This is a genomic window from Gammaproteobacteria bacterium, assembly GCA_022340215.1.
GTDB lineage: Bacteria > Pseudomonadota > Gammaproteobacteria > JAJDOJ01 > JAJDOJ01 > JAJDOJ01.
Genome location: JAJDOJ010000244.1, coordinates 1 through 26918, shown reverse-complemented (window position 1 = coordinate 26918; position 26918 = coordinate 1). Strand labels below are relative to the sequence as shown.

28 protein-coding genes and 1 riboswitch are annotated in these 26918 nt (G+C 61.9%); of the genes, 19 read left to right on the top strand and 9 right to left on the bottom strand.

Annotation, left to right across the window (positions count from 1 at the left end; genetic code table 11):
• Positions 1-5: 5 nt before the first annotated feature.
• The 10 genes from LJE91_16760 (at position 6) to nth (ending at position 10708) form a co-directional block, all read left to right on the top strand.
• Positions 6-2048 carry a sodium-translocating pyrophosphatase gene (locus LJE91_16760; GenBank protein MCG6870317.1) on the top strand — a complete coding sequence of 681 codons (2043 nt, stop codon included), beginning with the start codon at positions 6-8 and terminating at the stop codon, positions 2046-2048.
• A 108-nt stretch (positions 2049-2156) separates the two neighbouring features.
• On the top strand, positions 2157-2348 hold the full coding sequence (locus tag LJE91_16755) for a hypothetical protein (protein MCG6870316.1): 192 nt from the start codon (positions 2157-2159) through the stop codon (positions 2346-2348).
• 173 nt (positions 2349-2521) lie between these two features.
• Positions 2522-2848 carry a divalent-cation tolerance protein CutA gene (locus LJE91_16750; GenBank protein ID MCG6870315.1) on the top strand — a complete coding sequence of 109 codons (327 nt, stop codon included), beginning with the start codon at positions 2522-2524 and terminating at the stop codon, positions 2846-2848.
• A 19-nt stretch (positions 2849-2867) separates the two neighbouring features.
• Positions 2868-5249, top strand: a complete 2382-nt coding sequence (locus LJE91_16745; protein ID MCG6870314.1) for a protein-disulfide reductase DsbD — start codon at positions 2868-2870, stop codon at positions 5247-5249.
• On the top strand, positions 5246-5818 hold the full coding sequence (locus tag LJE91_16740) for a TlpA family protein disulfide reductase (protein ID MCG6870313.1): 573 nt from the start codon (positions 5246-5248) through the stop codon (positions 5816-5818). Before LJE91_16745 ends, LJE91_16740 begins: the two co-directional genes overlap by 4 nt.
• Positions 5819-5884: 66 nt before the next feature.
• The gene (gene rsxC, locus LJE91_16735) at positions 5885-7513 is read left to right on the top strand and encodes an electron transport complex subunit RsxC (protein ID MCG6870312.1); all 1629 of its coding nucleotides are present in this window, start codon (positions 5885-5887) and stop codon (positions 7511-7513) included.
• 82 nt (positions 7514-7595) lie between these two features.
• Positions 7596-8636 (top strand): electron transport complex subunit RsxD, encoded by a 1041-nt coding sequence (rsxD, locus tag LJE91_16730; GenBank protein MCG6870311.1) that lies wholly within the window; start codon positions 7596-7598, stop codon positions 8634-8636.
• A gap of 16 nt (positions 8637-8652) precedes the next feature.
• Entirely contained in the window at positions 8653-9318 is a 666-nt protein-coding gene (rsxG, locus tag LJE91_16725; protein MCG6870310.1) for an electron transport complex subunit RsxG, read from the top strand.
• 34 nt (positions 9319-9352) lie between these two features.
• On the top strand, positions 9353-10042 hold the full coding sequence (locus LJE91_16720) for an electron transport complex subunit E (protein MCG6870309.1): 690 nt from the start codon (positions 9353-9355) through the stop codon (positions 10040-10042).
• A 24-nt stretch (positions 10043-10066) separates the two neighbouring features.
• Positions 10067-10708: an endonuclease III gene (nth, locus tag LJE91_16715; GenBank protein ID MCG6870308.1), complete on the top strand. Its 642-nt coding sequence runs from the start codon at positions 10067-10069 to the stop codon at positions 10706-10708.
• A gap of 35 nt (positions 10709-10743) precedes the next feature.
• Here the strand turns inward: nth and LJE91_16710 are convergent, their stop codons facing one another.
• Positions 10744-10887, bottom strand: coding sequence for a hypothetical protein (locus LJE91_16710; protein MCG6870307.1), 144 nt, complete (start codon positions 10885-10887; stop codon positions 10744-10746).
• A 130-nt stretch (positions 10888-11017) separates the two neighbouring features.
• Between LJE91_16710 and LJE91_16705 the strand changes: the two genes are divergently transcribed.
• The gene (locus LJE91_16705; protein ID MCG6870306.1) at positions 11018-11677 is read left to right on the top strand and encodes a DoxX family protein; all 660 of its coding nucleotides are present in this window, start codon (positions 11018-11020) and stop codon (positions 11675-11677) included.
• An 11-nt stretch (positions 11678-11688) separates the two neighbouring features.
• Positions 11689-12903 carry a cation:proton antiporter gene (locus LJE91_16700; protein MCG6870305.1) on the top strand — a complete coding sequence of 405 codons (1215 nt, stop codon included), beginning with the start codon at positions 11689-11691 and terminating at the stop codon, positions 12901-12903.
• A 92-nt stretch (positions 12904-12995) separates the two neighbouring features.
• Here LJE91_16700 and LJE91_16695 read toward each other — a convergent pair whose 3' ends face one another.
• The gene (locus tag LJE91_16695) at positions 12996-13325 is read right to left on the bottom strand and encodes a hypothetical protein (GenBank protein ID MCG6870304.1); all 330 of its coding nucleotides are present in this window, start codon (positions 13323-13325) and stop codon (positions 12996-12998) included.
• A gap of 337 nt (positions 13326-13662) precedes the next feature.
• On the opposite strand from LJE91_16695, the gene LJE91_16690 reads away from it, so the two are divergent.
• From LJE91_16690 to LJE91_16680, 3 genes are all read left to right on the top strand, one after another.
• Entirely contained in the window at positions 13663-14517 is an 855-nt protein-coding gene (locus LJE91_16690) for a DUF692 domain-containing protein (protein ID MCG6870303.1), read from the top strand.
• Positions 14492-15304, top strand: coding sequence for a putative DNA-binding domain-containing protein (locus LJE91_16685; GenBank protein ID MCG6870302.1), 813 nt, complete (start codon positions 14492-14494; stop codon positions 15302-15304). The genes LJE91_16690 and LJE91_16685 overlap by 26 nt, the downstream gene beginning before the upstream one ends.
• Before the next feature lie 558 nt (positions 15305-15862).
• Positions 15863-16369 (top strand): hypothetical protein, encoded by a 507-nt coding sequence (locus LJE91_16680; protein MCG6870301.1) that lies wholly within the window; start codon positions 15863-15865, stop codon positions 16367-16369.
• Positions 16370-17084: 715 nt separating this feature from the next.
• On the opposite strand, the gene LJE91_16675 is transcribed toward LJE91_16680, so the two are convergent.
• Positions 17085-17384 (bottom strand): hypothetical protein, encoded by a 300-nt coding sequence (locus LJE91_16675; protein ID MCG6870300.1) that lies wholly within the window; start codon positions 17382-17384, stop codon positions 17085-17087.
• 52 nt (positions 17385-17436) lie between these two features.
• A complete protein-coding gene (locus tag LJE91_16670) occupies positions 17437-18321 on the bottom strand; it encodes a hypothetical protein (GenBank protein MCG6870299.1) in 885 nt (294 codons plus the stop codon).
• Positions 18322-18904: 583 nt separating this feature from the next.
• Positions 18905-19002, top strand: a riboswitch (cyclic di-GMP riboswitch).
• Positions 19003-19141: 139 nt separating this feature from the next.
• On the opposite strand from LJE91_16670, the gene LJE91_16665 reads away from it, so the two are divergent.
• Positions 19142-19606, top strand: coding sequence for a hypothetical protein (locus tag LJE91_16665; GenBank protein MCG6870298.1), 465 nt, complete (start codon positions 19142-19144; stop codon positions 19604-19606).
• A 257-nt stretch (positions 19607-19863) separates the two neighbouring features.
• On the opposite strand, the gene LJE91_16660 is transcribed toward LJE91_16665, so the two are convergent.
• The 5 genes from LJE91_16660 to LJE91_16640 all read right to left on the bottom strand — a co-directional run bounded on the left by LJE91_16660 (position 19864) and on the right by LJE91_16640 (position 23256).
• The gene (locus LJE91_16660; protein MCG6870297.1) at positions 19864-20298 is read right to left on the bottom strand and encodes a hypothetical protein; all 435 of its coding nucleotides are present in this window, start codon (positions 20296-20298) and stop codon (positions 19864-19866) included.
• A complete protein-coding gene (locus LJE91_16655; GenBank protein MCG6870296.1) occupies positions 20295-20885 on the bottom strand; it encodes a TetR/AcrR family transcriptional regulator in 591 nt (196 codons plus the stop codon). The genes LJE91_16660 and LJE91_16655 overlap by 4 nt, the downstream gene beginning before the upstream one ends.
• Before the next feature lie 156 nt (positions 20886-21041).
• Positions 21042-21509, bottom strand: a complete 468-nt coding sequence (locus LJE91_16650; GenBank protein MCG6870295.1) for a DsrE/DsrF/DrsH-like family protein — start codon at positions 21507-21509, stop codon at positions 21042-21044.
• 207 nt (positions 21510-21716) lie between these two features.
• Positions 21717-22643: an ROK family protein gene (locus LJE91_16645; protein ID MCG6870294.1), complete on the bottom strand. Its 927-nt coding sequence runs from the start codon at positions 22641-22643 to the stop codon at positions 21717-21719.
• 58 nt (positions 22644-22701) lie between these two features.
• Complete coding sequence (locus LJE91_16640; GenBank protein ID MCG6870293.1) at positions 22702-23256, bottom strand: cob(I)yrinic acid a,c-diamide adenosyltransferase; 555 nt, start codon at positions 23254-23256, stop codon at positions 22702-22704.
• 74 nt (positions 23257-23330) lie between these two features.
• Here LJE91_16640 and LJE91_16635 point away from each other — a divergent pair, with 74 nt between their 5' ends.
• The 3 genes from LJE91_16635 to LJE91_16625 all read left to right on the top strand — a co-directional run bounded on the left by LJE91_16635 (position 23331) and on the right by LJE91_16625 (position 26755).
• Entirely contained in the window at positions 23331-23699 is a 369-nt protein-coding gene (locus tag LJE91_16635) for a hypothetical protein (GenBank protein MCG6870292.1), read from the top strand.
• Positions 23700-23763: 64 nt separating this feature from the next.
• Positions 23764-24897 carry a CDP-glycerol glycerophosphotransferase family protein gene (locus LJE91_16630; GenBank protein MCG6870291.1) on the top strand — a complete coding sequence of 378 codons (1134 nt, stop codon included), beginning with the start codon at positions 23764-23766 and terminating at the stop codon, positions 24895-24897.
• Positions 24878-26755: a DUF3413 domain-containing protein gene (locus LJE91_16625; protein ID MCG6870290.1), complete on the top strand. Its 1878-nt coding sequence runs from the start codon at positions 24878-24880 to the stop codon at positions 26753-26755. The genes LJE91_16630 and LJE91_16625 overlap by 20 nt, the downstream gene beginning before the upstream one ends.
• The last annotated feature ends 163 nt before the right edge of the window (positions 26756-26918 follow it).

Below are 26918 nucleotides of genomic sequence, written 5' to 3'. Positions count from 1 at the left end.
GCATCATGTCTACTGCATTGCTAGTCGCGCTCGCTTGCGCCATCGCCGCGCTGGTTTACAGCATTCTCACCATCTACAAGGTACTGGCTCAGCCGGACGGCACGCCCGAGATGCGTCAGATCGCCGCCGCGATCCACGAAGGGGCGGTGGCCTACCTCGCCAGACAGTACAAGACCATCGCGGTCGTCGGCGTCCTGCTCGCGGTGATCATCTGGTACGGCCTCGACACCATGACGGCCATCGGCTTCGCCGTGGGCGCCATCCTGTCGGGTGTCGCGGGTTTCGTCGGGATGCACGTCTCCGTACGCACCAATTCCCGCACCACGGAGGCCGCCCGCTCCGGCCTCAACCGGGCCCTGCAGGTAGCGTTCCACGGTGGCGCGGTGACCGGGATGCTGGTCGTGGGACTCGGCCTGCTGGGGGCGGCGGGTTTCTATGCGATCCTGCTGATGCTTGCCCCGGAAGGCGAGAAGGTCAACCTGGCGCCGCTGGTCGGCCTCGCCTTCGGCGGCTCGCTGATCTCCATCTTCGCGCGTCTCGGCGGCGGTATCTTCACCAAGGGCGCGGACGTCGGCGCGGACCTGGTCGGAAAGGTCGAGGCTGGCATCCCGGAGGACGACCCGCGTAACCCGGCCGTCATCGCCGACAACGTCGGCGACAACGTCGGCGACTGCGCTGGCATGGCTGCGGACCTGTTCGAGACCTACGCGGTCACGATCATCGCCACCATGATCCTGGGCGCCGGCATCTTCAGTGGGGCGAGTCGCGAGAACGCGATCATCTACCCCCTTGTGCTCGGCGGCATCTCGATCTTCGGCTCGATCTTCGGCACCTATTTCGTCTCGGTCAAGGAAGGCGGCAAGGTGATGGCCGCGCTCTATCGGGGCCTGATCGTCTCGGCGGCGCTATCCGCGGCCCTGTTCTATCCGGCGACGATCTGGCTGATGGGCGAGAACGGGACCTACACGGTCATGCAGCTGTACATCTCGGCGCTCGTCGGCCTCGGTGTCACCGCGGCGCTGGTGGTCATCACCGAGTACTACACGGCAACCGAGTTCAAGCCGGTGCGCCATATCGCCGCGGCCTCGACGACCGGCCACGCCACCAACATCATCGCCGGCCTCGCCCTGTCGATGCGCTCTACCGCCGCGCCGGTCCTCACCGTGGTGGCCGGAATATTCATTGCCCATTATTTTGCCGGACTCTACGGCATCGCCATCGCGGCAACGTCCATGCTCTCGATGACCGGCATCATCGTGGCGCTCGATGCCTATGGCCCGATCACCGACAACGCCGGCGGCATCGCGGAAATGGCCAATCTGGACGAAAGCGTGCGCAAGACGACCGACGTGCTGGACGCAGTGGGCAATACCACCAAGGCGGTGACCAAGGGCTACGCGATCGGGTCGGCCGGGCTCGCCGCGCTGGTGCTGTTCTCCGACTACACCCGGGAACTGTCTCACTACGCCGAGGGCGTGAACTGGACCTTCGACCTGTCCAATCACATGGTCATCATCGGTCTGTTCATCGGCGGCATGATCCCCTACCTGTTCGCGGCCATGGCAATGGAAGCGGTCGGTCGCGCGGCCGGTGCGGTGGTGATCGAGGTGCGCCGCCAGTTCCGCGAGATGCCCGGCATCATGGAGCACAAGCAGAAACCCGACTATTCGCGCGCCGTGGACATGCTGACCAAGTCCTCCATCCGCGAGATGGTGGTTCCATCCATCCTGCCTGTTCTGACACCGGTCGTCGTGGGTCTGGCACTGGGACCACAGGCGCTCGGCGGCGTCCTGCTCGGCTCCATCGTCACCGGCCTGTTCGTCGCCATCTCCATGACGACCGGCGGCGGCGCCTGGGACAACGCGAAGAAGTTCATCGAGGACGACAACCACGGCGGCAAGGGTTCCGAGGCACATAAGGCCGCGGTCACCGGCGATACCGTGGGCGACCCCTACAAGGACACGGCCGGTCCGGCGATCAACCCCCTGATTAAGATCATCAACATCGTTGCACTCCTGATCGTGCCTCTGATCGCCCAACTCGGGTAGCGCGGACGGACCCCGCCTTGCCGGCGGGGGATACGGATATAATGGGTCATACAGAGGGACCAAGGCAGTCCCGACCACAGTCAGGAGAAAACCATGATTCGCGTTCAGATCGCCCCGGAGATGGAGATTAAGATGGAGGTCGACCTGGGGGATGTCGACGTCACCTCACGTGACTACGACGTGCAGCAGCACAAGAAGGAGGTTTACGAGGCCTTTACGAAGCGCCTGGAAAAGGCGTTTCCGGAGGGATTCGAGATCTGCGAGTTCGAGTTCGGACTCGACAAGGGCTGGCACAAGTAACCCCGGCCAATGTAGAAACCCGGACCGCCGGAGACAGCATCCGCCTCCGGTGCTGCTACCGGATCGCCCGAGCGATCGCCGCGTGAACGACGGGTCGTGCGCCGTCAGCGGTTATATCGTCTTTCTTACCCCTCCCGCATTATAATAGAGCATTTGCCTTCGGGACCTGAGGCATGGATCGGCATCTTCTCGTTTTCTCAAGCTGGCCACAGCGGGAATCCGCCCGCGAAGCGGCGAAAGGACTCGTCGAGTCCCGACTCGCGGCCTGTGTGCACATCCTACCCCAGGCAAGTTCGATCTATGTCTGGGAGGAAGAGCTCCATGAGGATCAGGAACACCTGATGATCTGCAAAACGATGCAGCACCGCTATCCCGAGCTGGAACGCAAGATACTGGCCTGCCACCCCTATGAACTTCCCGAGATCGTCGCGCTCCCAATCACCGGGGGCCTGCCGGGCTACCTTGCCTGGGTCGAGGCATATGCACGCCAGTCGAACTGAACGGGAGCGTGTCCGACCTATGACCAGATTTCTTTTGATATTTTGCCTGCTGACGCTTACCCCGACGGCACCTGCCCAAGACGTCGGTGACGAGCTGCTGCCGCCTGAAGAGGCGTTCAGCATGTCGGCGAGCCTCAGAGATGCCGACACCATCGTAGCGACATGGAAAATCGCGGATGGTTACTACATGTACCGCGACAAACTCGAGTTCCGCATTCCCGTATCCGGCTACGCGTTCGGAGAGCTCGAAATCCCGCCGGGCAAGGTCAAGCACGACGAGTTCTTCGGCGACGTGGAGACCTACCGACACGAACTGAGTGCGATTCTCCCGATCGTCCGGGAGGCCGGGGCGCCGGAAACCTTTACCCTGCAGACCCGCTCGCAGGGCTGCGCCGACATCGGCGTGTGTTATCCGCCGCTGGATCAGGTGGCCACGCTCACGCTGCCCCCACCCGGCGGTGAAGTCGCGAGCGTGTCGGCAGGCGCCGCGCCGACCCAGGATCCCTCGCCGGCTGCGGAGTCCGGGTCCGCCGAGACGGTCAATCCACTCCGGGCGCTGACCTCGACGCTTGGCGGCGCGAGCGCCGGAGACGAGGAGTTTCTGCCCCCCGACGAGGCGTTCCGTTTCACGGCGACGACCGGTGACGGAAACCGGGCGATCGCACGTTGGGAGATCGCCGACGGGTATTACCTGTACCGCGACAAGTTCCGCTTCGCCGCGGATCCGGCCGATACCGTGTCGCTCGGCGCCGCGACCCTACCGAACGGCGAGATCTTGCACGACGAGTTCTTCGGCGACGTGGAGATCCTCACCGGGGACGTCGTCGTCGAGATTCCGTACACGCTCACTGCAGGGGCCGCGGATGGCTTCGAGCTGGAAGCCGAATACCAGGGATGCGCGAAGGACGGTATCTGTTACCCGCCGATCAGCCGGGTCGCGGAGCTGACCCCAACCTCTGGCGCGAAGGCCACGGTAACCGCCACGACCACCGGTGCGAAGACCGCTCCGGCCGCCGTGGCGCAGGCCACCGCCTCGCCCTCTTCCGGCGGTACGGCATCGGAGAAGTTCCAGTCCGAACAGGACCGTATCGCGGGGACCCTGATGTCGGGCGGCGCCTGGCTGACGATGCTGACCTTCTTCGGTTTCGGGCTGCTGCTCACCTTCACGCCCTGCGTCTTCCCGATGATCCCGATTCTCTCCGGGATCATCGTCGGACAGGGCACCGAGATCACGGCCCGCAAGGCCTTCATCCTTTCACTGGTCTACGTCCTGGCCATGGCCCTCACCTATACGATCGCCGGCGTGCTGGTCGGTCTGTCCGGAGAGAATGTCCAGGCGTGGTTCCAAAACCCCTGGGTGTTGAGCATCTTCGCAGCGATCTTCGTCCTGCTTTCCCTGTCCATGTTCGGCTTTTACGAGCTGCAGATGCCGAGCGGCATCCAGAGCCGCCTGACCAGCATCAGCAACAGCCAGCAAAGCGGTACCCTGGTGGGCGTTGCGATCATGGGGTTTCTCTCCGCCCTGATCGTCGGTCCCTGCGTGACCGCGCCCCTGATCGGGGCCTTGATCTACATCGCAGACACCGGTGATGCCGTGATGGGCGGCCTGGCGCTGTTCGCCCTCAGCATGGGCATGGGTGCCCCACTGCTGCTCATCGGCACGTCCGCCGGCAAGCTGCTGCCAAAGGCCGGCCCGTGGATGGACACGACCAAGGCGGTCTTCGGTGTCCTGCTGCTGGGCGTGGCCATCTGGCTGCTGGAGCGCTTCCTGCCGATTCAGGTCATCATGCTGCTGTCGGCCGCGCTGTTGATCATATCGGCCATCTACATGGGCGCCCTGGAAACCGTCAGGGAGGGTGCCTCCGGCTGGCACCGACTGTGGAAGGGCATGGGGCTGGTCATGCTCATCTATGGCGCGACCCTCATGGTCGGTGCCGTTTCCGGTGGGTCGAGCCTGCTGCAGCCCCTGCGCGGTGTCATGGCGTCCGGCCCGGCGGGGGTCGAGACGGCCGGTCACGAACTGGATTTCGAGCGCATCGAGACGGTCGCGGATCTCGATGCCGTACTGGCGCGAGCGAAGGACGAAGGCAAGTCCGTGATGCTCGACTTCTACGCCGACTGGTGCGTCAGTTGCAAGGAGATGGAAGCCTTCACCTTCAGTGATGCCGCCGTCCAGGCGGCGCTGTCGGACACGATTCTCGTGCAGGCGGACGTGACCGCGAACCGCGCCGAAGACAAGGCGCTGCTGAAGCACTTCGGCCTGTTCGGGCCACCCGCCATCCTGTTCTTCGGACCTGACGGCAGCGAGGTGCGCAGCTACCGCGTCGTGGGCTTCATGTCCGCGGACAACTTCGCCACTCATGTAGAAGACGCCTTGAACGGACCGGAGCGATCGTCATGAATTCCTCCCTTCGACTGACCGCTGCGTACGTCCTGGCCGGCATCGTCGCAGCGTTTACCGGGTTCGCGATCCAGAAGCGTCTTGGCGACCGTACAGAGCCGATTCAGCCGGCCCAGGTCAACCGGCTCACCGTCTCGGCCAACGAACTGATCGGACACACCCGCCCGGCTTTCACACTCCCCGACCTCGATGGCAAACCCGTCAGCATCAGTCACTGGGACGGAAACGTCGTGCTGATCAACTTCTGGGCGACCTGGTGCCCGCCGTGCCGGCGCGAGATCCCTGAATTCCAGCAGGTCCGCGATCACTACGCGGGCCGCGGCTTCGAGATCGTCGGAGTGGCGATCGACAATCGCGACTCGGTCATCGAATTCCTGACGGAGGCCGGGGTCGACTATCCACAGTTGCTCGGGGAGCGGGACGTAATCGGGATCTCCCGCGAATACGGAAACCGCTACGGCGCACTGCCGTACAGCGTCCTGGTCGGACGCGACGGAAAGGTCGAGTTCGTCCGGCCCGGAGAGCTGTCTGGCGAAACCCTGGACGCGGAGGTCGAGAAGTTGCTGTAACCGGTTGTAAGCGAAGCCCCGATCCCTCACCGGCCGGGGCTCGCATTGCTGCTACAATGCTGATCGATGGAGGAAAACAACCACAAACTCTGGCACTTCCACGGTGGGCTGAAACTCAATCCGCACAAGAAGATCTCCACCGGCACGCCGCTTCGGCGCGTTCCTCCACCTGACACCCTGACCCTGCCCACACATCAGCACATCGGGGACCCCGCCGAAGTGCTCGTCAAGGTCGGTGACCGTGTGAACAAGGGTCAACTCCTGGCACGCGCCAACGGCTACATCAGCGCCCGGGTGCATGCTTCCTCATCGGGAACCGTCGTTGAGGTTGGCCAGCGCCCGGTCCCCCACCCCTCCGGCATGAACGCCGAGTGCATCGTCATCGACACCGACGGCAGAGACGACTGGGGAGATTCGCGCCTGCCGGCTATCGACGACTACACCGCCCTGTCCCCCGCCTCGCTGCGCAGCCGGGTGCGCGAATGTGGCATCGTTGGCCTGGGCGGTGCGGCCTTTCCCACCTCGGTCAAGCTGAATCCGCTTCCGCACCATACCATCGACACCCTGATCATCAACGGCGTCGAGTGCGAGCCCTATATCACCTGCGACGACACGCTGATCCGGGAACGCGCGGGCGATCTGATCGAGAGTGCTCGGATATTGCGGCACGCGATGGGAAACCCGGAGTGCATTCTCGCCATCGAGAGCGATATGCCCGCCGCCCGGGACGCCCTCTGGGAGGCCCTTGGTGGGGAGCAGGCCGACGGCATCCGCGTGGCCGTGGTTCCAACGATCTATCCTTCCGGAAGCGAGAAGCAGCTTATCCGGGTACTCACCGGCAGGGAGGTTCCGGCCCACGGTCTCCCGCACGATGTCGGGTTGGTCTGTCAGAACGTCGGCACGGCCTACGCGGTCTACCGCGCGGTGCGCCATGGCGAGCCCCTGCTCGAACGAATCGTGACTGTCACGGGTCGCGGCGTCGAGGCGCCATGCAACCTGGAAGTGCTGCTCGGGACCCCCGTCGCCGAGGTGATCGCGACCGCCGGTGGATATACCCCATCAGCGCAGCGGCTGATCATGGGTGGCCCGATGATGGGTATCGCGCTGCAGGACGATATCGTTCCGGTCGTGAAGGCGACCAACTGCCTGCTGGTCGCCTCGGCCAGCGAGATCGATCAACCTCAGCCCATGATGCCGTGTATCCGTTGCGGTGAATGCGCTCGCGTGTGCCCAGCGGCCCTGCTGCCCCAGGAGCTCTATCGTCACGCGAAGAACAGGGAATTCGATCGGGTACAGGAATTCAACCTGTTTGACTGCATCGAATGCGGATGTTGTGCGTACGTATGTCCGAGCCGTCTGCCACTGGTACACTACTACCGCTTCGCCAAGAGCGAGATCGGCGAGCGCGAGCGCGAGCGCAAGGCCTCAGACCTGGCCAGACGCCGCTTCGAGTTTCGCCAGGAGCGGTTGGAACGGGAGAAACTCGAGCGAGCCGAGCGGCAGGCACGTAAGCGGGCCAAGGTGGCCTCGAAGGCATCTGCACCAGACAAGAAAGCGGCGATCGATGCCGCCGTGGAACGTTCTAGAGCCCGGCGCGAGCAACGTTCCGCCGACGAATCCGCGCGACCCGACGTGGTCGAGCAGCAAAGCGGCGAAGTGGAGAACACCGACCAGATCCATGCCAGGGAGCAGTGAGGCGCAGGATCGCCCCCTCGAACCTTTGCGCGCCGCACAACCGGCCCCTTCGATGCCCAACCTTTCCGTTCGACACTGAATCATGAAATTCCCGACCGAAACCTCGCCGCACGTCATCTCGCATGCAAACGTGCCAAGCGTCATGCGACAGGTCGCCTACGCCCTGGTGCCCGGTACGGCGGCGATGGCCTGGTATTTCGGATGGGGAGTGCTGTTCAACATCGTCATCGCGGTCACCGTGGCGCTGGCCTCAGAGGCCGCGGTCCTGCGTCTGCGCAATCGGCCCGTGCAACCTGCCCTGACGGACTGCAGCGCGATCCTCACAGGCTGGCTGCTGGCGCTCGCTCTGCCGCCTCTCATACCCTGGTGGCTCACCGCGCTTGGGACCGGTTTCGCCATCGTCGTGGCGAAACAGCTCTACGGCGGCCTCGGCCACAACCCGTTCAACCCGGCAATGACGGGTTACGTGGTGCTCATTATCTCGTTTCCCGCCGAACTCACGCAGTGGCCACCACCCGGCATGCTCGCGGAGGTGCATTTCGGACCACTCGAAACCCTCGGAATCATCCTGACCGGCGAGCTGCCGAACGCCCTGACCTGGGATTCGGTGACCCAAGCCACGCCGCTCGACACGATGCGGACCCATCTGGGACTCTACGAGACGCTGGAAGAGATCCGCCAGAGCCCGATCTGGGGTGACTTCGGCGGGCGTGGCTGGGAGTGGATCGGCAACTGGTACCTCATCGGCGGACTCTGGCTGGTCTTTCGCAAGGTGGTCGACTGGCGCATCCCGGCCGGCGTGCTCGGTGGGCTGATCCTCATCTCGACCTTTTTCTATCTGGCCGACCCAGACATCCACCCGTTTCCGGCCTTCCACGTCTTCAGCGGCGGGGTGATGCTCGGCGCATTCTTCATCGCCACGGATCCGGTGTCCGCCAGCGGCACCCCCCTCGGTCGCCTGATCTACGGCGCCGGTATCGGCGTGTTGATCTACGTCATTCGCACCTGGGGCGGTTACCCGGATGCCGTGGCCTTCGCCGTGCTGCTGATGAACGCCGCCGCGCCCATGATCGACCAGTACACCCGCCCCCGGACCTACGGTCACGACCCGGCGGGCGAATGAAGGAGAGGGGTGTTCCGTGGGGGGAGTGAAGCGACAGGCCAGCCTGCGCTCGGCGTTGATCCTGGCCGGGTTCGCCATCGTCGGCACGGCACTGGTCGCCGTCGTCTTCAAGTTGACCCACGAACGCATCGCGGCGAACGAACGCACCGTGCTGCTGCGGAACCTGAACGAGATCCTTCCGACGTCGACCTACGACAACGACGTCGCCGCCGAACCGGTCGAACTCCTGGACGAGTCCCTGGGCGCAACGCCCGAGGCACCGGCAATCGCCTATGTCGCCTGGCTCGACGGCAACCCCACCGGTGTGGTCATTACCACGACGGCGCCCGACGGCTACAACGGCCCCATCAAGCTGCTCGTCGGGATTCGCGAAAACGGATCGTTGCAGGGCGTACGCGTCGTGTCTCACCGCGAGACCCCGGGACTCGGCGACCTGATCGAAACCCGCCATACGGACTGGATCCTGGGATTCAGGGACCGCTCCATCGGGGATCCCCCGCTGCAGCGCTGGGCCGTCAAGCGCGACGGCGGCGACTTCGATCAGTTCACCGGCGCCACCATCAGTCCCCGTGCCGTGGTCAATGCGGTCAAGCGGACCCTGATATACTTCGCTGAGCATCGCGAAGAACTTTTCTCGGCGCCACCACCGGCAAAAACCGCCGAACGGGACGCCGAAGACTGAGGCACAAAGCCCTCACCAGGCCAGGACCGGAACCATGACCGAGGACTATCGGCGCATCGCCCGAGACGGGTTGTGGAGCAACAACGCCGCGCTGGTGCAACTGCTGGGCCTCTGTCCTCTGCTCGCCGTGACCGGCTCCGTCGTCAACGGACTCGGTCTCGGGCTGGCCACCACCCTCGTGCTGCTGACCTCGAATGTCACCGTATCCCTCATCCGGCACTGGATCACACCCGAGATCCGGATACCGGTCTTCGTGCTGGTCATCGCCTCCGCGGTGACGGCGATCGAACTCGCCATGAGCGCCTGGTTCTACGACCTCTATCTGATCCTGGGCATCTTCATCCCGCTCATCGTCACCAACTGTTCCATCATCGGCCGCGCCGAGGCCTTCGCATCCAAAAACAGCGTCGGCGCCTCGGCGCTGGACGGCCTCACCATGGGGATCGGATTCACCGCCGTCCTGGTGGTCCTGGGCGGCATGCGGGAACTGATCGGTCACGGCACCCTGTTCTCGAACTTCGACCTGATGTTCGGCCCCGCGGCAGAGGCGATGACGATCCATTTCTGGAGCGAGTACCGGGGATTCCTGCTTGCGATCCTGCCACCGGGTGCCTTCATTGGCCTGGGTCTGCTGATCGCGCTCAAGAACGTGATCGATGGCCGCCAGAAGCGTCGCGAACCCAGGGTGGCAACGTCAATCCAACCGGCCGACGCCGCGACCTGATCCACAGGGCATCATCGCGTCCGCATGAACGGGGAAAAGCGCCGAGAGATATTCGAGCGCCTGCGTGAAACCAATCCGTCCCCGACGACGGAACTCGCCTACGAGACCTCCTTCGAGCTGCTCGTCGCCGTCATCCTTTCCGCGCAGGCGACCGACGTCGGCGTCAACAAGGCCACGGCAAGGCTGTTTCCCGTCGCCAACACGCCGGAGGCCATCCTGGCGCTGGGTGAGGAAGGCCTGCGTCATCACATTCGAACCCTTGGACTCTACAACGCCAAGGCGGCCAACCTCATCAAGACCTGCGGGATCCTGGTGGAGAAATACCACGGCAGGGTGCCCCGAAAGCGCGCCGAACTCGAGGCACTGCCCGGTGTGGGGCGAAAGACGGCCAGCGTCGTCCTCAACACCGCCTTCGGCGAACCGACGATCGCCGTCGACACCCATATCTTTCGCGTCGCCAACCGCACCCGGATCGCGACGGGCAAGACACCCCTGCAGGTCGAACAAAGGCTGTTGAGATTCGTCCCGGCCGAATTTCGCAAGGACGCCCACCACTGGCTCATCCTCCACGGGCGCTATACCTGTACCGCGCGCAAACCCCGTTGCGGTACCTGCCCGATTTGTGATCTCTGTGAATATCGGGACAAGACCCCCGAACAAGGGTGACCGAACGCGTCCAGCCGGCATCCGGCGCCTTCCCCTCAGGGGCCGGGGTGGGCCGACTCGAGCGCGACGACGACGGCAACCAGTACGACCAGGAAGGGGACGACGTAACCCAGCAATCGCTCCGCGGTGAGTCCGTTTTTTTGCCAGAGGCCTTGTTCGCGCCATCGCCCATCCGTCATCTCCCCCCGAATGCATAATCCCCCTTTCCCGGATTATAGTGGCCACGCCTCGTCTCACCGAATGTTCCCGGCATGACGCCTGCCCGGGGGTTATCCGGTCGTTCTGAAAGGAGAAAACTACATGAATCCGATCGTTCGTCTCGCCAATTTCGCGCAGGATCTGCTGGACAGGACGCGCGCCGTGGACTTTCTCGCCCCACTCGCGTTGCGACTCTACCTGGTACCCATCTTCTGGATGGCCGGCACAAAAAAGCTCGGGATCGACCCCACCTTCGGCCCGACCATCGGCTTGTGGTTCGCCAGTCTCAAGAACATCTCGGTCGCGGATACTGCGGCCTGGTTCGGTAATCCAGACTGGGGACTGGGTCTGCCCCATCCCGAACTGATGGCCTGGGCGGCATCGCTGACCGAGTTGCTCGGCGCGATTCTGCTGCTGATCGGACTGGGTGTGCGCTGGATCTCGATACCCCTGATGGCCGCAATGGTGGTCGCGATGGTGACGGTCCACTGGCAGAATGGATGGCTCGCGATCGCCGAGGGGGCGGGCTCGGTCTTCGCGACCGACCGGACGATTGCCGCCATGGAGCGCCTGGAGCGGGGCAAATCCATTCTGCAGGAACACGGCAACTACGACAGGCTGACGGAATACGGCAACTTCGTGATACTGAACAACGGGATAGAATTTGCCTCGACGTATTTCTTCATGCTGCTGGTGCTGTTCTTCGTCGGCGCCGGGCGCTATCTGAGCGTCGACGGTTGGCTCTATCGCAAATTCCGCAGCCAGGGGTAAAGAAAGATTCCATGCTGGTCCTGCTGACCTTCACCACGATGTTACTGGCGGCGCTCATGGTCGAGCCGCTGGCCGAAGGACTGCGCATGCCGTTCGGTGTGGCGCTGGTGGCGGTCGGATTCGTCGGCTCGGAAGTACTCGTCTACTTCGGAATCGACACGGGGCTGCGCTGGAACGTGTTCACAGACCTCATCCTCGAGTTGTTCCTACCGCTGCTGGTGTTCGGCACCGCATTCAACCTGGACGCCCGCAGACTTCCGAAGGACATCGTGCCGATCCTGTATCTTGGCGTGCCCCTGTTCATCGTTTCGGCCTTCGTCACGGGGGCACTGATCTATTTCGGCATCGGACATCCCGGCGGTTTCCCGTGGGTCACGGCGCTGCTCACCGGTGCGTTGCTTTCCGCCACGGATCCGGGGGCGGTGGTGGCGATCTACGAAAGACTGGGCTTGTCGGACCGCGTAAAACATCTGCTGGAAGGGGAGAGCCTGTTCAACGACGCAACGGCCATCGTGCTGTTCGGCGTGCTGCTCTCCCTGGTCACGCTGCCCCAGACGGAGGTCGACGCCGTGCAGGCATGCATGACCTTTTTCAGGGTGTTCTTCGGGGGACTCGCGGTCGGCGCGATCACCGGCGTCATCGGCGTCGGACTGATGTTCACCTTTCGCGGTCCCTTCCCGTGTGCCGTAATCTCCTTCTCGGTGGTCATATTCAGTGTTTACATCTCGGTGCACATGTTCGAGGTCTCATCCGTGATGGCGGTACTCACCGCCGGGCTGCTCACGGGCACCGCAAATCTCAGGATCTGCCACGAGGGATTCGTCAACTCGGTCTGGGGCTTCGTGGGTTACATCATCGCGGCGCTGATGTTCCTGCTGATGGGGGCGACCGTCACGCCCGGCATGTTCACGGCCCAATGGCTCGCCATGCTGATCGGGATCGGCGCCGTCGTGGTCTCCCGGGCGTTGACCGCGTGGGTCCTGCTGCCACCGATCACCCGCGCATCGGGCACCGAAACGCTTTCCCGGGGCGACCGCACGCTCGTGTTCTGGGGCGGTCTTCGCGGCGCGGTCACCCTCGCACTCGCCCTGCAACTGCCCCTGGAAATGGATACCTGGTTCACAGTCCAGTCGATCGCCTACGGGGTCGTCCTATTCAACCTGTGCTTCCAGGCCCCCTTGATGGAACCGCTGCTGCGGCGCCTTGGTTCAGAGGACACGTCATGAGGTCTCTCGCGCACTGCACACGGGGTGCCAACGTGCCACCCGTCCCAAAGCCTGTCCAGCGCGCAAACCCCGCTGTGGGTCGGGCGAAACACTCAGTCGCAGCCATCGTCCTCGGTCACGACGCGCCCTGTCTCCGGATCCGTCATGACGCTGCCTTGCGGATCGTTGCGGACGGTACCGACGAACATCATGTTGTCGATTCGGGAAAACTGGGTGTCCAGGGCGCGCTTGACCGTCGCTTCCTCGAGTCCCTCGTAGATCACCACACGTCCCCGCGTCTCGGCCTTCAGTTGCAAGTCGCTGGGCTCGAACAGCGTCCTCGTCTGCCAGGTATCGGTGTCCTTCGTGTAGGCGGCGCTGGGCGCCACGGCAATACCGGCCACGATCGACACGGCGCACTTCGTGATTGTCGCACGTTTCATATCCACCCCTGTTTCTTGACGTTCGTTCTGTGTGTCTGTGGGGCGCGTGCATTACCGCGACCGGGTGTCGTTTCCCGGGATCGATGGGGTCGCTACGGCAACTCTAGCGCCAGACCACGACGAAAAACGTAGCAAAAAGGCCCCGCAACCTGTGCGGCGTAGTGGGGGGGTACCGATGTGAAATTTTTCACGATTGCCGCGGTAGGGAGTCATTCGGGAAGGAGCGAGGGAACGCGACCGGAATCGAATGCTACTCCCGATGTTACTCCCGGTCCAATCCGGAACCTGGGCCTGCGCGTATAATCATCGAGCGCGCCATTGCAATGAGGATGACACGATGACCGACGCGTACCGTGTCGACGGTGCAGGTCTTGGCCTGCGACGCGACCTGCTGAGCGAACTGGAGCACACCCCGACACTGCCGGTGGACTTCATGGAAGTGGCCCCGGAGAACTGGATCGGCGTGGGCGGGGCCATGGGAAAGCGCTTGCGGGCCTTTACCGAGCGATTCCCCTTCGTGGCCCACGGACTTTCTCTCTCCCTGGGGGGCCCTTCGCCCCTGGATGAAGCGTTTCTCGGTGAGGTCAAGGCCTTCCTGAGCATGCACGGTGTCCGCTGCTACTCCGAGCACCTGAGTTTCTGCTCGGACGACGGCCATCTGTACGACCTCATGCCCATCCCGTTCACCGAAGCGGCCGTCCACTACGTGGCGGACCGCATCCGGCGTACCCAGGAGATCCTCGAGCGGCGCATCGCCATCGAAAACGTCAGCTACTACGCCGCGCCGGGCAAGGAGATGGACGAGATCGAGTTCATCAATGCGGTCCTCGAGGAGGCGGACTGCGACCTGCTGCTGGACGTCAACAACATCTACGTCAACTCGGTCAACCACGGTTACGGCGCGGAGGCATTTCTCTCCGCGCTTCCGTGCGAACGTATCGCGTACGCGCACATCGCCGGGCACCACGTCGAGGACGTCGACCTGATCGTCGACACCCACGGGGCGGACGTCATCGACCCGGTCTGGGCCCTGCTCGAGCAGGCCTACGCCCGTTTCGGCGTCTTTCCCACCCTCCTGGAGCGCGACTTCAATCTCCCGCCGGTGGGCGAGTTGCTGAAGGAAGTCGAGATCATTCGTCAGTACCAACGCAAGCAGGATTCTTCCCATGGGAAACGCGAGGCAACGGCCTGAAACCCGTCCTGAGTTCATCCGGCACCAGTATGCCTTCGCGGCCCACATCCGTGACCCGAAGACAAACCCAAAACCCGGGGACGTCGAGGACCGCCGCATGGCGATCTACCGCGACCTCTTCTACAACAATGTGGAAGGGTTCTTGTCCAGCGGTTTTCCCGTGCTACGTTCCCTGTACGACGACGCCGGCTGGCACCGGATGGTGCGGGATTTCTTCGCCAACCACCGCTGCCACACGCCGTACTTCCTGGAGATATCACAGGAATTTCTTCGCTACCTTCGCGAGGAACGCGAGCCGCAACCCGAGGACCCACCGTTCCTGCGGGAGCTCGCGCACTACGAGTGGGTGGAACTGGGTCTGTCATTGGCCGAGGACGAGGCCGATCTGGACCGCATCGACCCGAACGGCGATCTCCTGGACGGGAGGCCGGTGCTGTCCCCGGTGGCGTGCCTGCTCAGCTACACCTTCCCGGTCCACCGCATCAGCACCAAGTTCCGGCCGGATTCACCGGGCGAACAGTTAACCTACCTCCTGGTCTATCGCGACAGGAAGGACGAAGTCGGCTTCATGGAACTGAACCCCGTCACCGCGCGCCTGATCGAACTCATGGGCAACGAGCAATCCGGGACCGGCCGGGAGTTGCTCGAGACCATCGCGATCGAGATGCAGCACCCCAATACAGAGGTCGTGGTCCGCGGTGGCGCCGGGACCATGGACGAACTGCGTAGACTGGGGATCCTGCTCGGGACGGAGATCCCCGGAATCAATGGGGTCAGTCTCGATTGATAGACGACATCCCCTCGGCGAACTGCCTGCTGGCGGTGCCCTCTTCTTCGTGGTACCTCCCTCCAAAGTCTTTGAAGATAAAGGCTACATCTATCCTGACGCAGGGAGTTCCTGATCACGCCAAATAGGGACAACAACCTGTGCAAAACAATCCGGATGCTGGGGGGCTACTACGTCCCGCATGTCAACTACAGCTACCAACCTACCGGCACCCGTCGGAAAGGAGTTTACGGGGCCACCCCGATCGATTGCGACACCTATACACCGACCTGCTGTCGATACATCATGCTTGATCCCGTGCGCACACGATGTTTGGTTGACCAGCCGGGGGATTGCCCCTGGTCGAGTTTTCGGCTGTACTCAACCTTGACAACGAATGAATTATGGGAATATTATCCCATATACAGTTTTTTGTCGTCGGGACGGGGTCGAATGGATTCTCATTGCGGATCGCGTTCTTCCATAGACCAACTATCCAGGGAAGCCATAGTTGTGACGCCTGTCCGCCGATCTGATCTCCGTCTTCGTATCTTCACCGGCATTCTCTCGACTGCGTCAGTGGCTCTGGCAGTCAGCGCTTGTGGTGCGCAACAGGCGGCTGAGGCCGCCACCACACTCGTTTCGGACAATTCGAACCCGGCATTGGAACGAAGCGATACGTTCCGAATCGACGAAGCAAAGTGGACGGCGGAGGACGCCCGCCTCGAGGTAAGGGGCAAGGGGAGCAACGGAGCCACCGTTGTGCTCTCGAACGCCGACACATTGATTGTGCTGGGCCAGATCGATGTCGACGATGACGAATGGACTTTTCGCGAATCCGGCTTCGGGGCAGTTCCATGCAGGATAAGGGCCGAGCAATCCGACGGTCAGGTGGCCGAGATGGCAGTGAGGGATGCACCCTTGGACTGTGCTGGTGACACTGTCGGAGGGCAGCCAGAGGGAAACGACATTGCTCTGCTGGGTGCCAATGACCTGAAGATGCACTGCGCCGACCTCGACTATCAGATCTTCAGCATCCTTTCGCCTTTCAACGTGGTTTACGCCCAAGCGATACGAAAGGGCTAGTCGGACGGCCTTCCCCTGATTCTCGACATCACCGAGGTCGCGGTTACCTGCCAAGCTACCAGCAGCGCCGACGATCCTACCGGTGCGGGATCGATCGATACAAGCGGCCAAACTCGACGTCGGCATTCAAGTCGCATTTCTGAGAAAACAGCGGTCACCCGGTGCCACTGAGTGGAAGCACCGGCAACAATGCCTGGGGTGGTCTGGCCTACGGACCGCTTTATCCGAGCGTCCTGGCCGGGGCCTTGATCCCGCCACCCGCTGACCCCATGAGCCTCGCCGGGGAATGCAGCGATCCCGCTACCGCAAGCGGTTGCCCCAGCATACTGAATCTCTTCGAGCCCCTCCCTGCGGATACCGGAATACCCGTACCGGCCCCCAATGAGCTTTTTCCGTTGACCAGATCACCGGCATTGGTGACAGCTCAGCAGCGCATGCCCGGTCCCGCCAACTTCCCGCAGGAGTTCGACCGATTTGACAAAGATCTCGCCTTCTTCGTCGACTTCCCGTTCGGATCCCGGGACAGAAACATCAACTGGTTTGCGGCAGCCGGTGTACAACGAAAGCGATGCATTGACAGGGCCGCACGGCATGCATCCCGTACCCATGGATACGGGCGGCGCCATCGTGGTCAACGCGCCGCTGACCGCGACCCCCGCTGTGAGCGGGACCTCAAGACCCTGGCGCGGGGGGCGTCACCTGATGTCCAAACGTACTATCCTTTCAGCGCGCTGACATGCTCCCAGATGGCATAGCCCCTTATCGCGAACCAGACCGAAAGTAGTCCACACATAACGGCCACCAGCGATACCCCGGGTCTGAATCCGTTTCGGACCCATTCCCTCGCCCCGAGAAATGCCCCCGCGCCCGTGACGAGAAAACCGAACTCGCTGATCAGCAGCATCGTCAGCAGGGGGAGAGAAAATCCTGACTCACCGGTTCCGGCTGCGACCAGCACCGACAGCAACACGGCGCCGACGACCAGCGTAAGCCATGCGAATTTGTCTCTGCTCACAGAATATCCGCCCTGTTCATACCTGCCGACCTTCCGCTTTGCATTCGCCTCTCTAACCGATCGACTCATGCATCAACCTGTTACCGGCGCAGATTGAGTTAAGCCTTTTCGACAACATGTGTTCATACATCGATATCACGGAATCCCTGCCATTGTGGCGGATATAGTTATTGAACTGTGGTGCGGAATTCAGCTCAATCAGATACATCTCTCCGGTCGAATCAACGATGACGTCGAGCGCTACAAAATCGAGCCCAGGCAATTCCAGTGCAGGACGAAACTCGCGCGAAACGATCCAGTCAATATCATCCGAAGCGAGATCGATAGCCTTTCCCCCTTCGGTTTCCCAGTAGCGTACACCGAACTCCCGGGACGTACCGTAACGTTCGTAGGACAACAACGGCTCCCCCTCGAAACATACCACCCTGAGCTCGCGCTGCGGCCGGATGTACTCCTGGGCCAGCGCAACGTAGTCGTATTGTGACGAATTCCTGTCAAATATCGTCCGCAGCGCCGCCTGCACGTCGACACTTGTGCGACAGAGAAACACGTTGTTCCCCAGCGCACCCTTGTTTCTTTTCACGACAACCGGCAAGCCAAAATCTTCCTCCACCGACTGGACGATACGCTCGATCGATTCGTGAGTGACGTATTGCCTGTAGGACGCGGGGACATTGAAATCCAGATAACCGGCAGTCTTCGGCATCCTGACCAATTCGTGCAGCAATTCGTACTGGTGCTCCTTGTCCTTGCACAACCCGGCCATGGATTCGGTGTTGAACGGCGTCCTGTTAAGCTGGAAGTGGAACCGGTCTTCGACAATGACGTAGTTCTCGTTCTTGTCGACATACCGGAATCCGATCCGGAGCCTCTCGCACGCCCGAACGATACACGCGATATGTGCCTCCATCTGATGTACGGCTCCATCCTGTTTCAAGGGATTCGATCCCCGTCCCCGGGATTAAGCAAACCCCGCCACCGGCCGGCCAACGGGACGCATCTGCGGGAGCGATCAAAGCTGCGCTATTTTCCCACGAATCGGGTCATGAAGTCCTAGCAGCCTGTCGGCTTTAGGAACAATCTACTGCGCTGATGGGAGAACGGCCAAAAAATCCCCGATTCCTCGTTGCGTAGACCCACTATGCGCCTCGAAATCGCGAACTTTTTGTCTCGCTCTCCCACAATGCTCGCTATGATCGCCTAAATCCGACAGGCTCCTAGAAGAAACTGATGTCCCTGTACCGTGCGCACGATGCCTTGCGCTGCAGGATCCCGAGTAGATCGGGCTTTTCCCGCCACCTCGGTCCCGCAACGACCCAACCGAACTCACGCCTGCCCTGCAGGGCGTGGGAACCGCGGAAAACCGCTACCCTGGCACCCGCGATCGCCTCGCCCGTACATCCCGGAATGACAACCGTCCGTCCCGCCCGTCCCCCGGTGGGTCCCGTCCGCCCCACAACCCGCTGATCCTCTCCCCGGCTCGGGATACCGTTTTCCCCGTGATGTGAATCACGTTGGTTTCTTGATAAAGGCAAACCGGTCGAAAGGCCGGGGCGCAAAGCTGCGGGTCTAATGTCTCCCCACAAAAACTGGAGACTACGATAGCCGGGCCGCCGGGAAATCAGACGGGCCGGTGACTCACCGACGCAGACCTGGCGACAAGCCCCGCTGCGTACGCCCTTACTGTAATACTTTACAGGTCTGAATCGATCCTTACTGGCAGCCCCCCGCAGCACAACGCACGGGGGTGCACCGTAATGATCGCTTCGATCCGAAATCTCGCTCTGCTTTCCACCATCCTTCCCGCCCTCGCACTGACCGGTTGCGGCGGTGGCAGCGGTGACGGCTCCACGGCCTCCGCCACACCCGGCGGCGGGGACTTCGTCTTCGAGACCGGCCCGGAAGGCTCCGAGCATCCCGATGTCGCCTACCCCTCCCTGCCGGGCGGCGGCGACACCGTGCTGGCGCTCAGCTGGGACGCGAACCCGGCCGAGGAGAACATCCAGTACTACGAGGTGATGTACGGATCCGAGGAAAACCAGGTCGACTACTTCTACATCCAGACCATGAACGAGCGGTCTTTCAACCCGAACACACCGGCCGTCGAGATCGAGACGAGCGACCTGGCCCACGCCAACGAGGGCTACGTCTGCTTCGCCGTCAAGTCCTACAACGACTTCAGTGAATCCGAGCCCTCCGAGGCGGTCTGCACCGGGGTCTGATCCGGACACAATGCTCGATATAGACAACGCGTGAACCGCGCATAACCCCGGCCCGACCAGGCTGGGGACCAGCAACACCCCGACTGCCCCCGAGTAACCTGACGTGGATCGCGGGGGTTTTCTTTGCCCATGGTTTACCCTGGTTGCTGTTCGCGTGTGGGATAGGTACGGCCGGGTGCCTGGCGGTTTCAGTGTGGGGAGAGGGAGAGACAGGGCGCAAGGGAAACGAAACAGACACGGCCCAGGTCGAAGTGACGCTACGAGAAGAGCTTTTCCCACCAGCGCCTGCGCTGCCGAGTCGGCCTCTGCGCACTGTGCAGATCAACCGGCTTAAGCTTCGACAGCGTCCAGCCGGGCAGCGGCGGATTGTCACTGTAGCCACAGGTCACGCCGAGGTTGTGCGGATCATAGATCTTGACGAATGCGGGCTTTTCGCGGTCGTCCGCATAGACGATACCGCAGTAGTCTTCATCGTGGTCCGTTCGCAGCAGGCGATCCACCTCCTCGAGAAATCGGCCGAGCTGGGAACCCGTGGCGGGTTGCTCCGGTGGTTCGTCACCGATGTGATAAACATACCAGCCACCCGACGGATCGCTGCGTACCTTGTCCCACAGCTCATCGAGTTGCGGCCAGCGCAGGACCCCGCTGAAGCCGCCGCGGAATGCCGACAGGAAATGCTTGCTCGCAGTCATAGCCTCTCGCCTTCGCACACCTTGCTGATCCACTCCTCGAGCAGGATGATCTCGTTCTCGAAATAGTCCGGTTGCTGATAGGTGTTCGTCATGACGCTCGCCCCCTGCAAGCGGCCCATGACGTGTAACGCGAGCATCCCGGCGTCTTCCTCCTGACCGGAGGCACAAAACTGGGTTTCGAGCCAAGCGCGATACATATCGAACAATTCCCGCGCATGGTCGCGCAGCCCTTCCTCGTTGTTGTCCTTCCTCAGCTCGGTATTGAGCGAACCGAAGGGGCAACCGTACTGCCTTATGCTGTCCAGCATGGGAAGCATACTGCGGACGAACCCGCGCATCCGTTCGCAGGGATCGGGAGAGGCCTCTTCGAGGCCCTCAAGGCTGGCGCGTCCGAACGCGAGCCAGCTATCGATGACACCGAGGAGAATTTCGTCCTTGGACTTGAAGTAGTAGTAGAAATTACCGCGGGGGATCTCGGCGCGCTGCGCGATATCACTGAAAGACGTCGCGTTGTATCCCTGCTGGTAGAAGAGTTCACGCGCCGCGGAAATGATGCGTTGCCTGTTGTCTGTCGTGCTAGTTTCCACTCAAGCGTCTCCTACTTTCCCTCGCCACAACGCAAGGTGCACCGGATCGGAATCCGGAATACACCGCAGGAGTGGTCGCGCGAAGCGGGGCTTCCATCGAACCCCGCCCCAGACGGGCATCGCGTGCCTGTCGTCTACGCGATTGGAGACCGCTATTCAGATAAACAGGCAGATATCGGACTCGCCGGCGAACTCGAAAAAGGTCGCCGCACCACCATATTCGACGTTGTCGATGAAATCGGCGTGATCCATATCGAACAGATCCACCGTCATCTGGCAGGCGATAAGCTTGACATCCGCCTCCAGACAGAGATCGCGAAGGTCCTCCAGGCTGGCCACTCCCTTGGACTGCATCTTCTTCTTCATCATCATGGTCATCATGCCCTGCATGCCCGGCAGGGCCTGCAGCAGGACGGGCATCGGCATCGGCATCGGCATCCCGGGATTGCCGACAGAGGTCACCTTCAGCGACATCTTCCGCTTGAGTAGGTTGAGTCCATAAAAGGTGAAGAAGATCTGTGTGTCGTATCCGAGCGCAGCCGCGGTCGACGCGAGAATAAAGGGAGGGTAACCCCAGTCCAAGGTCCCTTTGGTCGCAATGATAGCCAGCTTCTTTTCGGTCATGTGCGTTCTCCTAAAAACAGTTAGACAGCCGTATGACTATAGTACTGGCCATTTCATAAATCCGCAATACTCTAATTTGCCGAAAGGGCAGGAAAATTTGTCGAGCCATACATTATTTTTATCGGCGAATCAATTAATTAGATAGGCATTCCGAATGCCGGACTCCGCGATCAATGGCCTCGTTGGCTCGACGGACCGCCGCTTCTCCTATCCTGTTGCCATCGAATTCCACAGCCGGGCAGCACCGCGCACACCGCTGGAGTCGCCGTGGCGCGGCGTCACTAACCGGGTACGAACACACTCAGAGAACACGTAATCCTCCCACAGGGCCGGGACGTTCCGATACAGGCGCTGGATGTTGGACATCCCGCCGCCGAGTACGATCACGTCGGGATCCAGGAGGTTGATGGCGGACGCGAGACCGCGCGCCAACCGGTCCTCGTAGATCCTCAGGGTCGACTCGGCCGCCGAATTCCCCATCACGGCCTCCTCGACGACACGTCTGGGATCGACGGTGCGACCGGTCGCGCGTTCATATGCGGCGCTCAGCCCCGGGCCCGAGAGGTATGTCTCGATGCATCCCCGTTTGCCGCAGTAGCATCGCGGACCCCGGATCTCTTCACCCCGGGGCCACGGCAGGGGATTGTGGCCCCACTCACCGGCAACGGCATTGGGGCCGGTCAACACCTCGCCACCGACGACCACCCCCGCACCGGTCCCTGTGCCGATGATTACACCGAAGACCACCCTGCCATCGCGTGCCGCGCCATCGGTGGCCTCCGACAGGGCGAAGCAGTTCGCGTCATTGGAGATACGAACCGTTCTCCCGAGAAGCGCCTCGAGATCGGCCTTGAGGGGTTTGCCGTTGAGCCAGACCGAATTGCTGTTTCGGAGCAGACCGGAGACCGGCGAGATCGCGCCGGGCGTCCCGATTCCAACCGTACCACGTCCACCCAGCGCGGCGTCCGCTCCGTTAACGAGTCCCGAGATGGCCTGCAACGTCGCGGAATACTCGTCCCGAGGTGCCGGTATCCGTTCGCGCAACCATTGTCGACCGTCGCGGCCCAGTGCGACGATTTCGATCTTCGTCCCGCCGAGATCCACACCGAGACGATATTCCGTGTGCCGTTTCACGCGCCCTTTGCCCAAACGACAAATCTTCGCCGCCGTCCACGATGAATGTCAACAGAGCCTAGCGCCCCGGGCGGTTCCGGTCCCAGAAGACCTCGCCTTCCCTGGCCGTACGGGCCAGCGTCCTCGCGAGCACGAACAGGAGGTCCGACAACCGGTTCATGTAGCGCGGGAGGGCCTCGTTCACGTCCTCGACCGCGGCCAGGGCCAGGACGCTGCGTTCCGCCCTTCGGCACACGGCGCGCGCGCAATGGCAGGCAGCGGCCGGGGACCCACCGCCCGGCAGGATGAACTCTTTCAGCGGGGGCAGGTCACCGTTAAATCGATCGATCTTCGCCTCCAGCCATTCGACGTCTCCACCGAGAATCGAGACCGTGCCGGGCAAGCTCAATTCCCCGCCGACCCGGAACAGGTCGTGCTGAATCGCGACCAGGCACTCGCGCGGATCGGTATCGCAATCGAAGGCGAGCACCACGCCCAACTGACTGTTCAGCTCGTCGACGTCTCCGATGGCGTTGACGCGTGGCGCGGTCTTATCCACGCGCGTCCCGTCACCGAGACCGGTCCTGCCGTCGTCCCCGCTTCGTGTGTACACCCGGGTAACCCGATAACCCATGATCATCCTCCGCTTCGTCCCCCCGCATACCCAACGGACCGAACACCACCCGCGGCCTCACGTACCAGGACACAATGCATTGCGATGGCCCGGCAGGCGCAAAGTATGTCAAAATTATGAACTTGCCGGTTTCCAGTTCCGCTTTTCCCAACCGGCAGGCCTCAACCCCCTATCGCATCAAGGTGCCCATGTTCAAAGCGAAAACCTGGAATCTGTTCATCGTCGCGGCCAGTTTGCTGTGCCTGTCATCCCCCGCGTTCGCCTACCTCGATCCAGGTACGGGAAGCATGGTGGTCTCCGCCATCATCGGGATATTTGCCACCGCCATTCTGGCTGTCAAGACCTACTGGTACAAACTCGTGTCGCTCCTGCGGCCGAAGAAGGGCCCTGCCCGGCACAAGCCCGCCAGTGCATCGGAAGATCCTGCAGACAAGACCGGCTGATTTCCCCCGGCAGAAATACCCCTGACTCCGGTCAGGAATGACTCGCGAGATGCTTGGGAATTTCTTGCCCAGCTGGACAGCCTGGCGTCGTTTTGCCCGCTCGCCCGCCACCTGGCGAAGGATCGTTTTCTATTCCGAAAGCGGACAGGACTGGCACCATTTTCGACCCGTCATCGAGGCGCTGACCGGCGATCTCCGGCGGGAGATCAGCTACGTAACCTCCGACCCGGACGATCCCGGTCTCGGGGCGGCGGGAGATCGCCTGCGCACCTACTATATCTCCCCCGGTCTCGTCAGGATCCTCCTGTTTCAGTTCATCCAAGCCGACGTCATGGTCCTGACCGTGCTCGACCTGAACAACTTCGAGTTGAAACGCTCGATCCACTCCGTGCACTACGTCTACACGTTTCACGGCATGGGTAGCACCCATATGGTAGACCACCCGAACTCCTACGACCACTACGACAGCGTCTTCTGTGTGGGGCCGCACCAGATACGGGAAATCCGGCGGCGCGAGGAGATGGCCGGTCTGCCGGCCAAGACTCTCGTCGAACACGGATACACACGTCTAGAGACGTTGATGGCCGCTGGAAGGGAGCATGCGCGTGAGGCACAAGACCGGCCCGTGATCCTTATCGCACCGACCTGGGGGGAAGAGTCGCTCCTCAACCTCTGCGGCGAAGACCTGGTGCGCGTACTGCTCGAAGCCGGTTACCACGTGATCGTGCGTCCTCACTATCACACCCTGAACCTGACCCCCGACGTCATCGACCGGCTGGTCGAGCGGTTCGGTGACAACCCACGGTTCAAACTCGTTACGCGTATGGGAGAATCCACATCGCTGTTCGAGTCGGACCTCATGATCTGCGACTGGTCGTCCTCGGCGATCGAGTATGCCCTGGGGCTGGGAAAACCGGTCCTGTATGTCGATGTCCCGAAGCGCGTCAGAAACCCGGACTATGAGGCCTACGGCATCGAACCGATCGAGATCTTTATCCGGGAAAGGATCGGAGAGGTCCTTTCGCCTCAAGCGCTGGAAGAGATGCCGCAGGCCATCGAACGACTGCTGAACACTCGCGAGGCGTTCCAGCAATCGATCTCGGTGTTGCGGGGCGAGATCGTGTTCAACGTAGGAGACAGTGCACAAGTGGCAGCGCGGGAACTCGTGAAGATAGCAGATGATGTCGGCAAGAACTGACCGGGGGGACGAGGCCCCGGTAGAAGAATCCGGTTCGCGAAAGGACTGGCTGGCACCGGCCGGCCGCGTCCGCCTGCTTAAATGGGCGAGCTGGTTCGCCGTGTTGAACGCCGCCGTCATGGGGATGGTGTCGCTGCGTTATCTCCTCCGGTTTCCGTTTCCGGACGAACCCGTCGCGATTCTCTATGTCTTCCTCGCCTACACGGGGCAGTTCGCCCTGCTGGCTTATCTCCCCTTTCTCCTGTTGCTGTTGCCGCTGGCCCTGCTCGTGCCGCGCCCGAAACTGATCGTTCCGGTCGCGATCATCGTCTTCAGTGCGATCCTGGCGCTGCTCACGGTAGACAGCCTGCTGTTCGAGCGTAATCACTTTCACCTCTCCCCCCTGACGATCCGGATTCTTGGTGCCGGCACCTGGGGATTCGCCGCCCTTTATTTTGCCATTTTCGCAGCAATCGAATGGTTTCTTGCCCGCTGGACGTGGCGCCGTTTCTCACCGCCGGGACGACGAAACCGGGGAATACTACTGGGTGCGTTTCTTGTCCTCTGCCTGACGGGAAGCCAGGCGATCTATATTGCCGCGGACGCGCACTACTATGTTCCGATTACGAAGTTCGACCACTACCTGCCGCTCTACTATCGACTCACCGCCAAGCGCTTCCTCGATCGACATGGGCTGATCTCACTGAACCAGAACCGGGAGAGGAACCTGGTCGCCGGTCTCGGGCAGGTGCGCGGTAAGGAACTGAACTATCCGGTGAAGCCCTTGGATTGCGATGCGGATGCGCCGCAATACAACATCCTATTCATCGTCGTCGATGCGATGCGAAGCGACTTCGCCACGGCGGAGATCACTCCCGCCATCGAGCGGTTCTCTCATCGGGCTGTGAATTTTCGCAATCACTACAGCGGCGGCAATTCCTCCCGGATGGGTATGTTCTCGCTGTTCTACGGCATCCCCGGAACCTACTGGCAGGCGTTCCAGTCCCTGCAGCAACCTCCGGCGCTGATGGACGTCATTCAGCGACGCAACTACCGGATCGGTGTCTTCGGCAGCGACACCCTGTACGGCCCGTCCAACCTCGACCGCACGGTCTTTGCCAGAATCCCGGACCTGAGGATGGAAACGGACACCCGGCCAGATGCTCCGTACGCACGAGATATCGCGATTACCGAGGAGTGGTTAGCCTGGCTCGACGGTATGTCACCGGCGGAACGGTTCTTCGGCTTCCTGTACTATGCCGCACCTACGCACCGTTACAGCTATCCGCCGGACTATGATCAGGCATTCAACAGCCAGGCGAAGAGCGGCGGCAAGCCCACGCTGCTCGACCGTTACAAGAGTTCGCTGCGTTTCGATGATGAACTCATCGGACGGGTGCTGGACGATCTCGAGAATCGCGGTTTGATGGAGCAGACGATTGTGATCCTGACCAGCGACCATGGTGAGGAGTTCAACGACAACGGGCTCGAGTTCCAGGGCCACGGGACCGCATATTCAGACTACCAGATGCACACGCCGATGCTGGTCCACTGGCCCGGCATGGATCACCGGGACGTGACGGTACGCACGTCGCATCTCGACGTGCCACCCACACTGCTGGCAAGGGCGCTGGGATGCAGGAATCCGGTCGAGGAATACAGCACCGGACAGGACCTCTTGACTCGCTCGGACTGGCCGTGGCTGATCGCCGGCAGCTACAACGGTTACGCGATTCTCGAGCCCGAACAGACCACAGTGACCTACGTTGGAGGGTACTTCGAGGTCCGGGACAAGGACTACCGGATCATCGACAACCCGGTCATCAATGCGTCCGTCCTCACCGAGGCAATGAACGACATGGGTCGTTTCTTCCGCTAGGAGCCTGTCGGACTTAGGTGATCGTAGCGAGCATGATGGGAGAGCGAGATCGAATGTTCACGATTTTGGGTCGCATAGTGGGCCTACGCAACGAAAAATCGGGGGCATTTGAGCCGAGCTCCCATCAGCGCAGTAGATTAATCCTCAGTCCGACAGGCTCCTA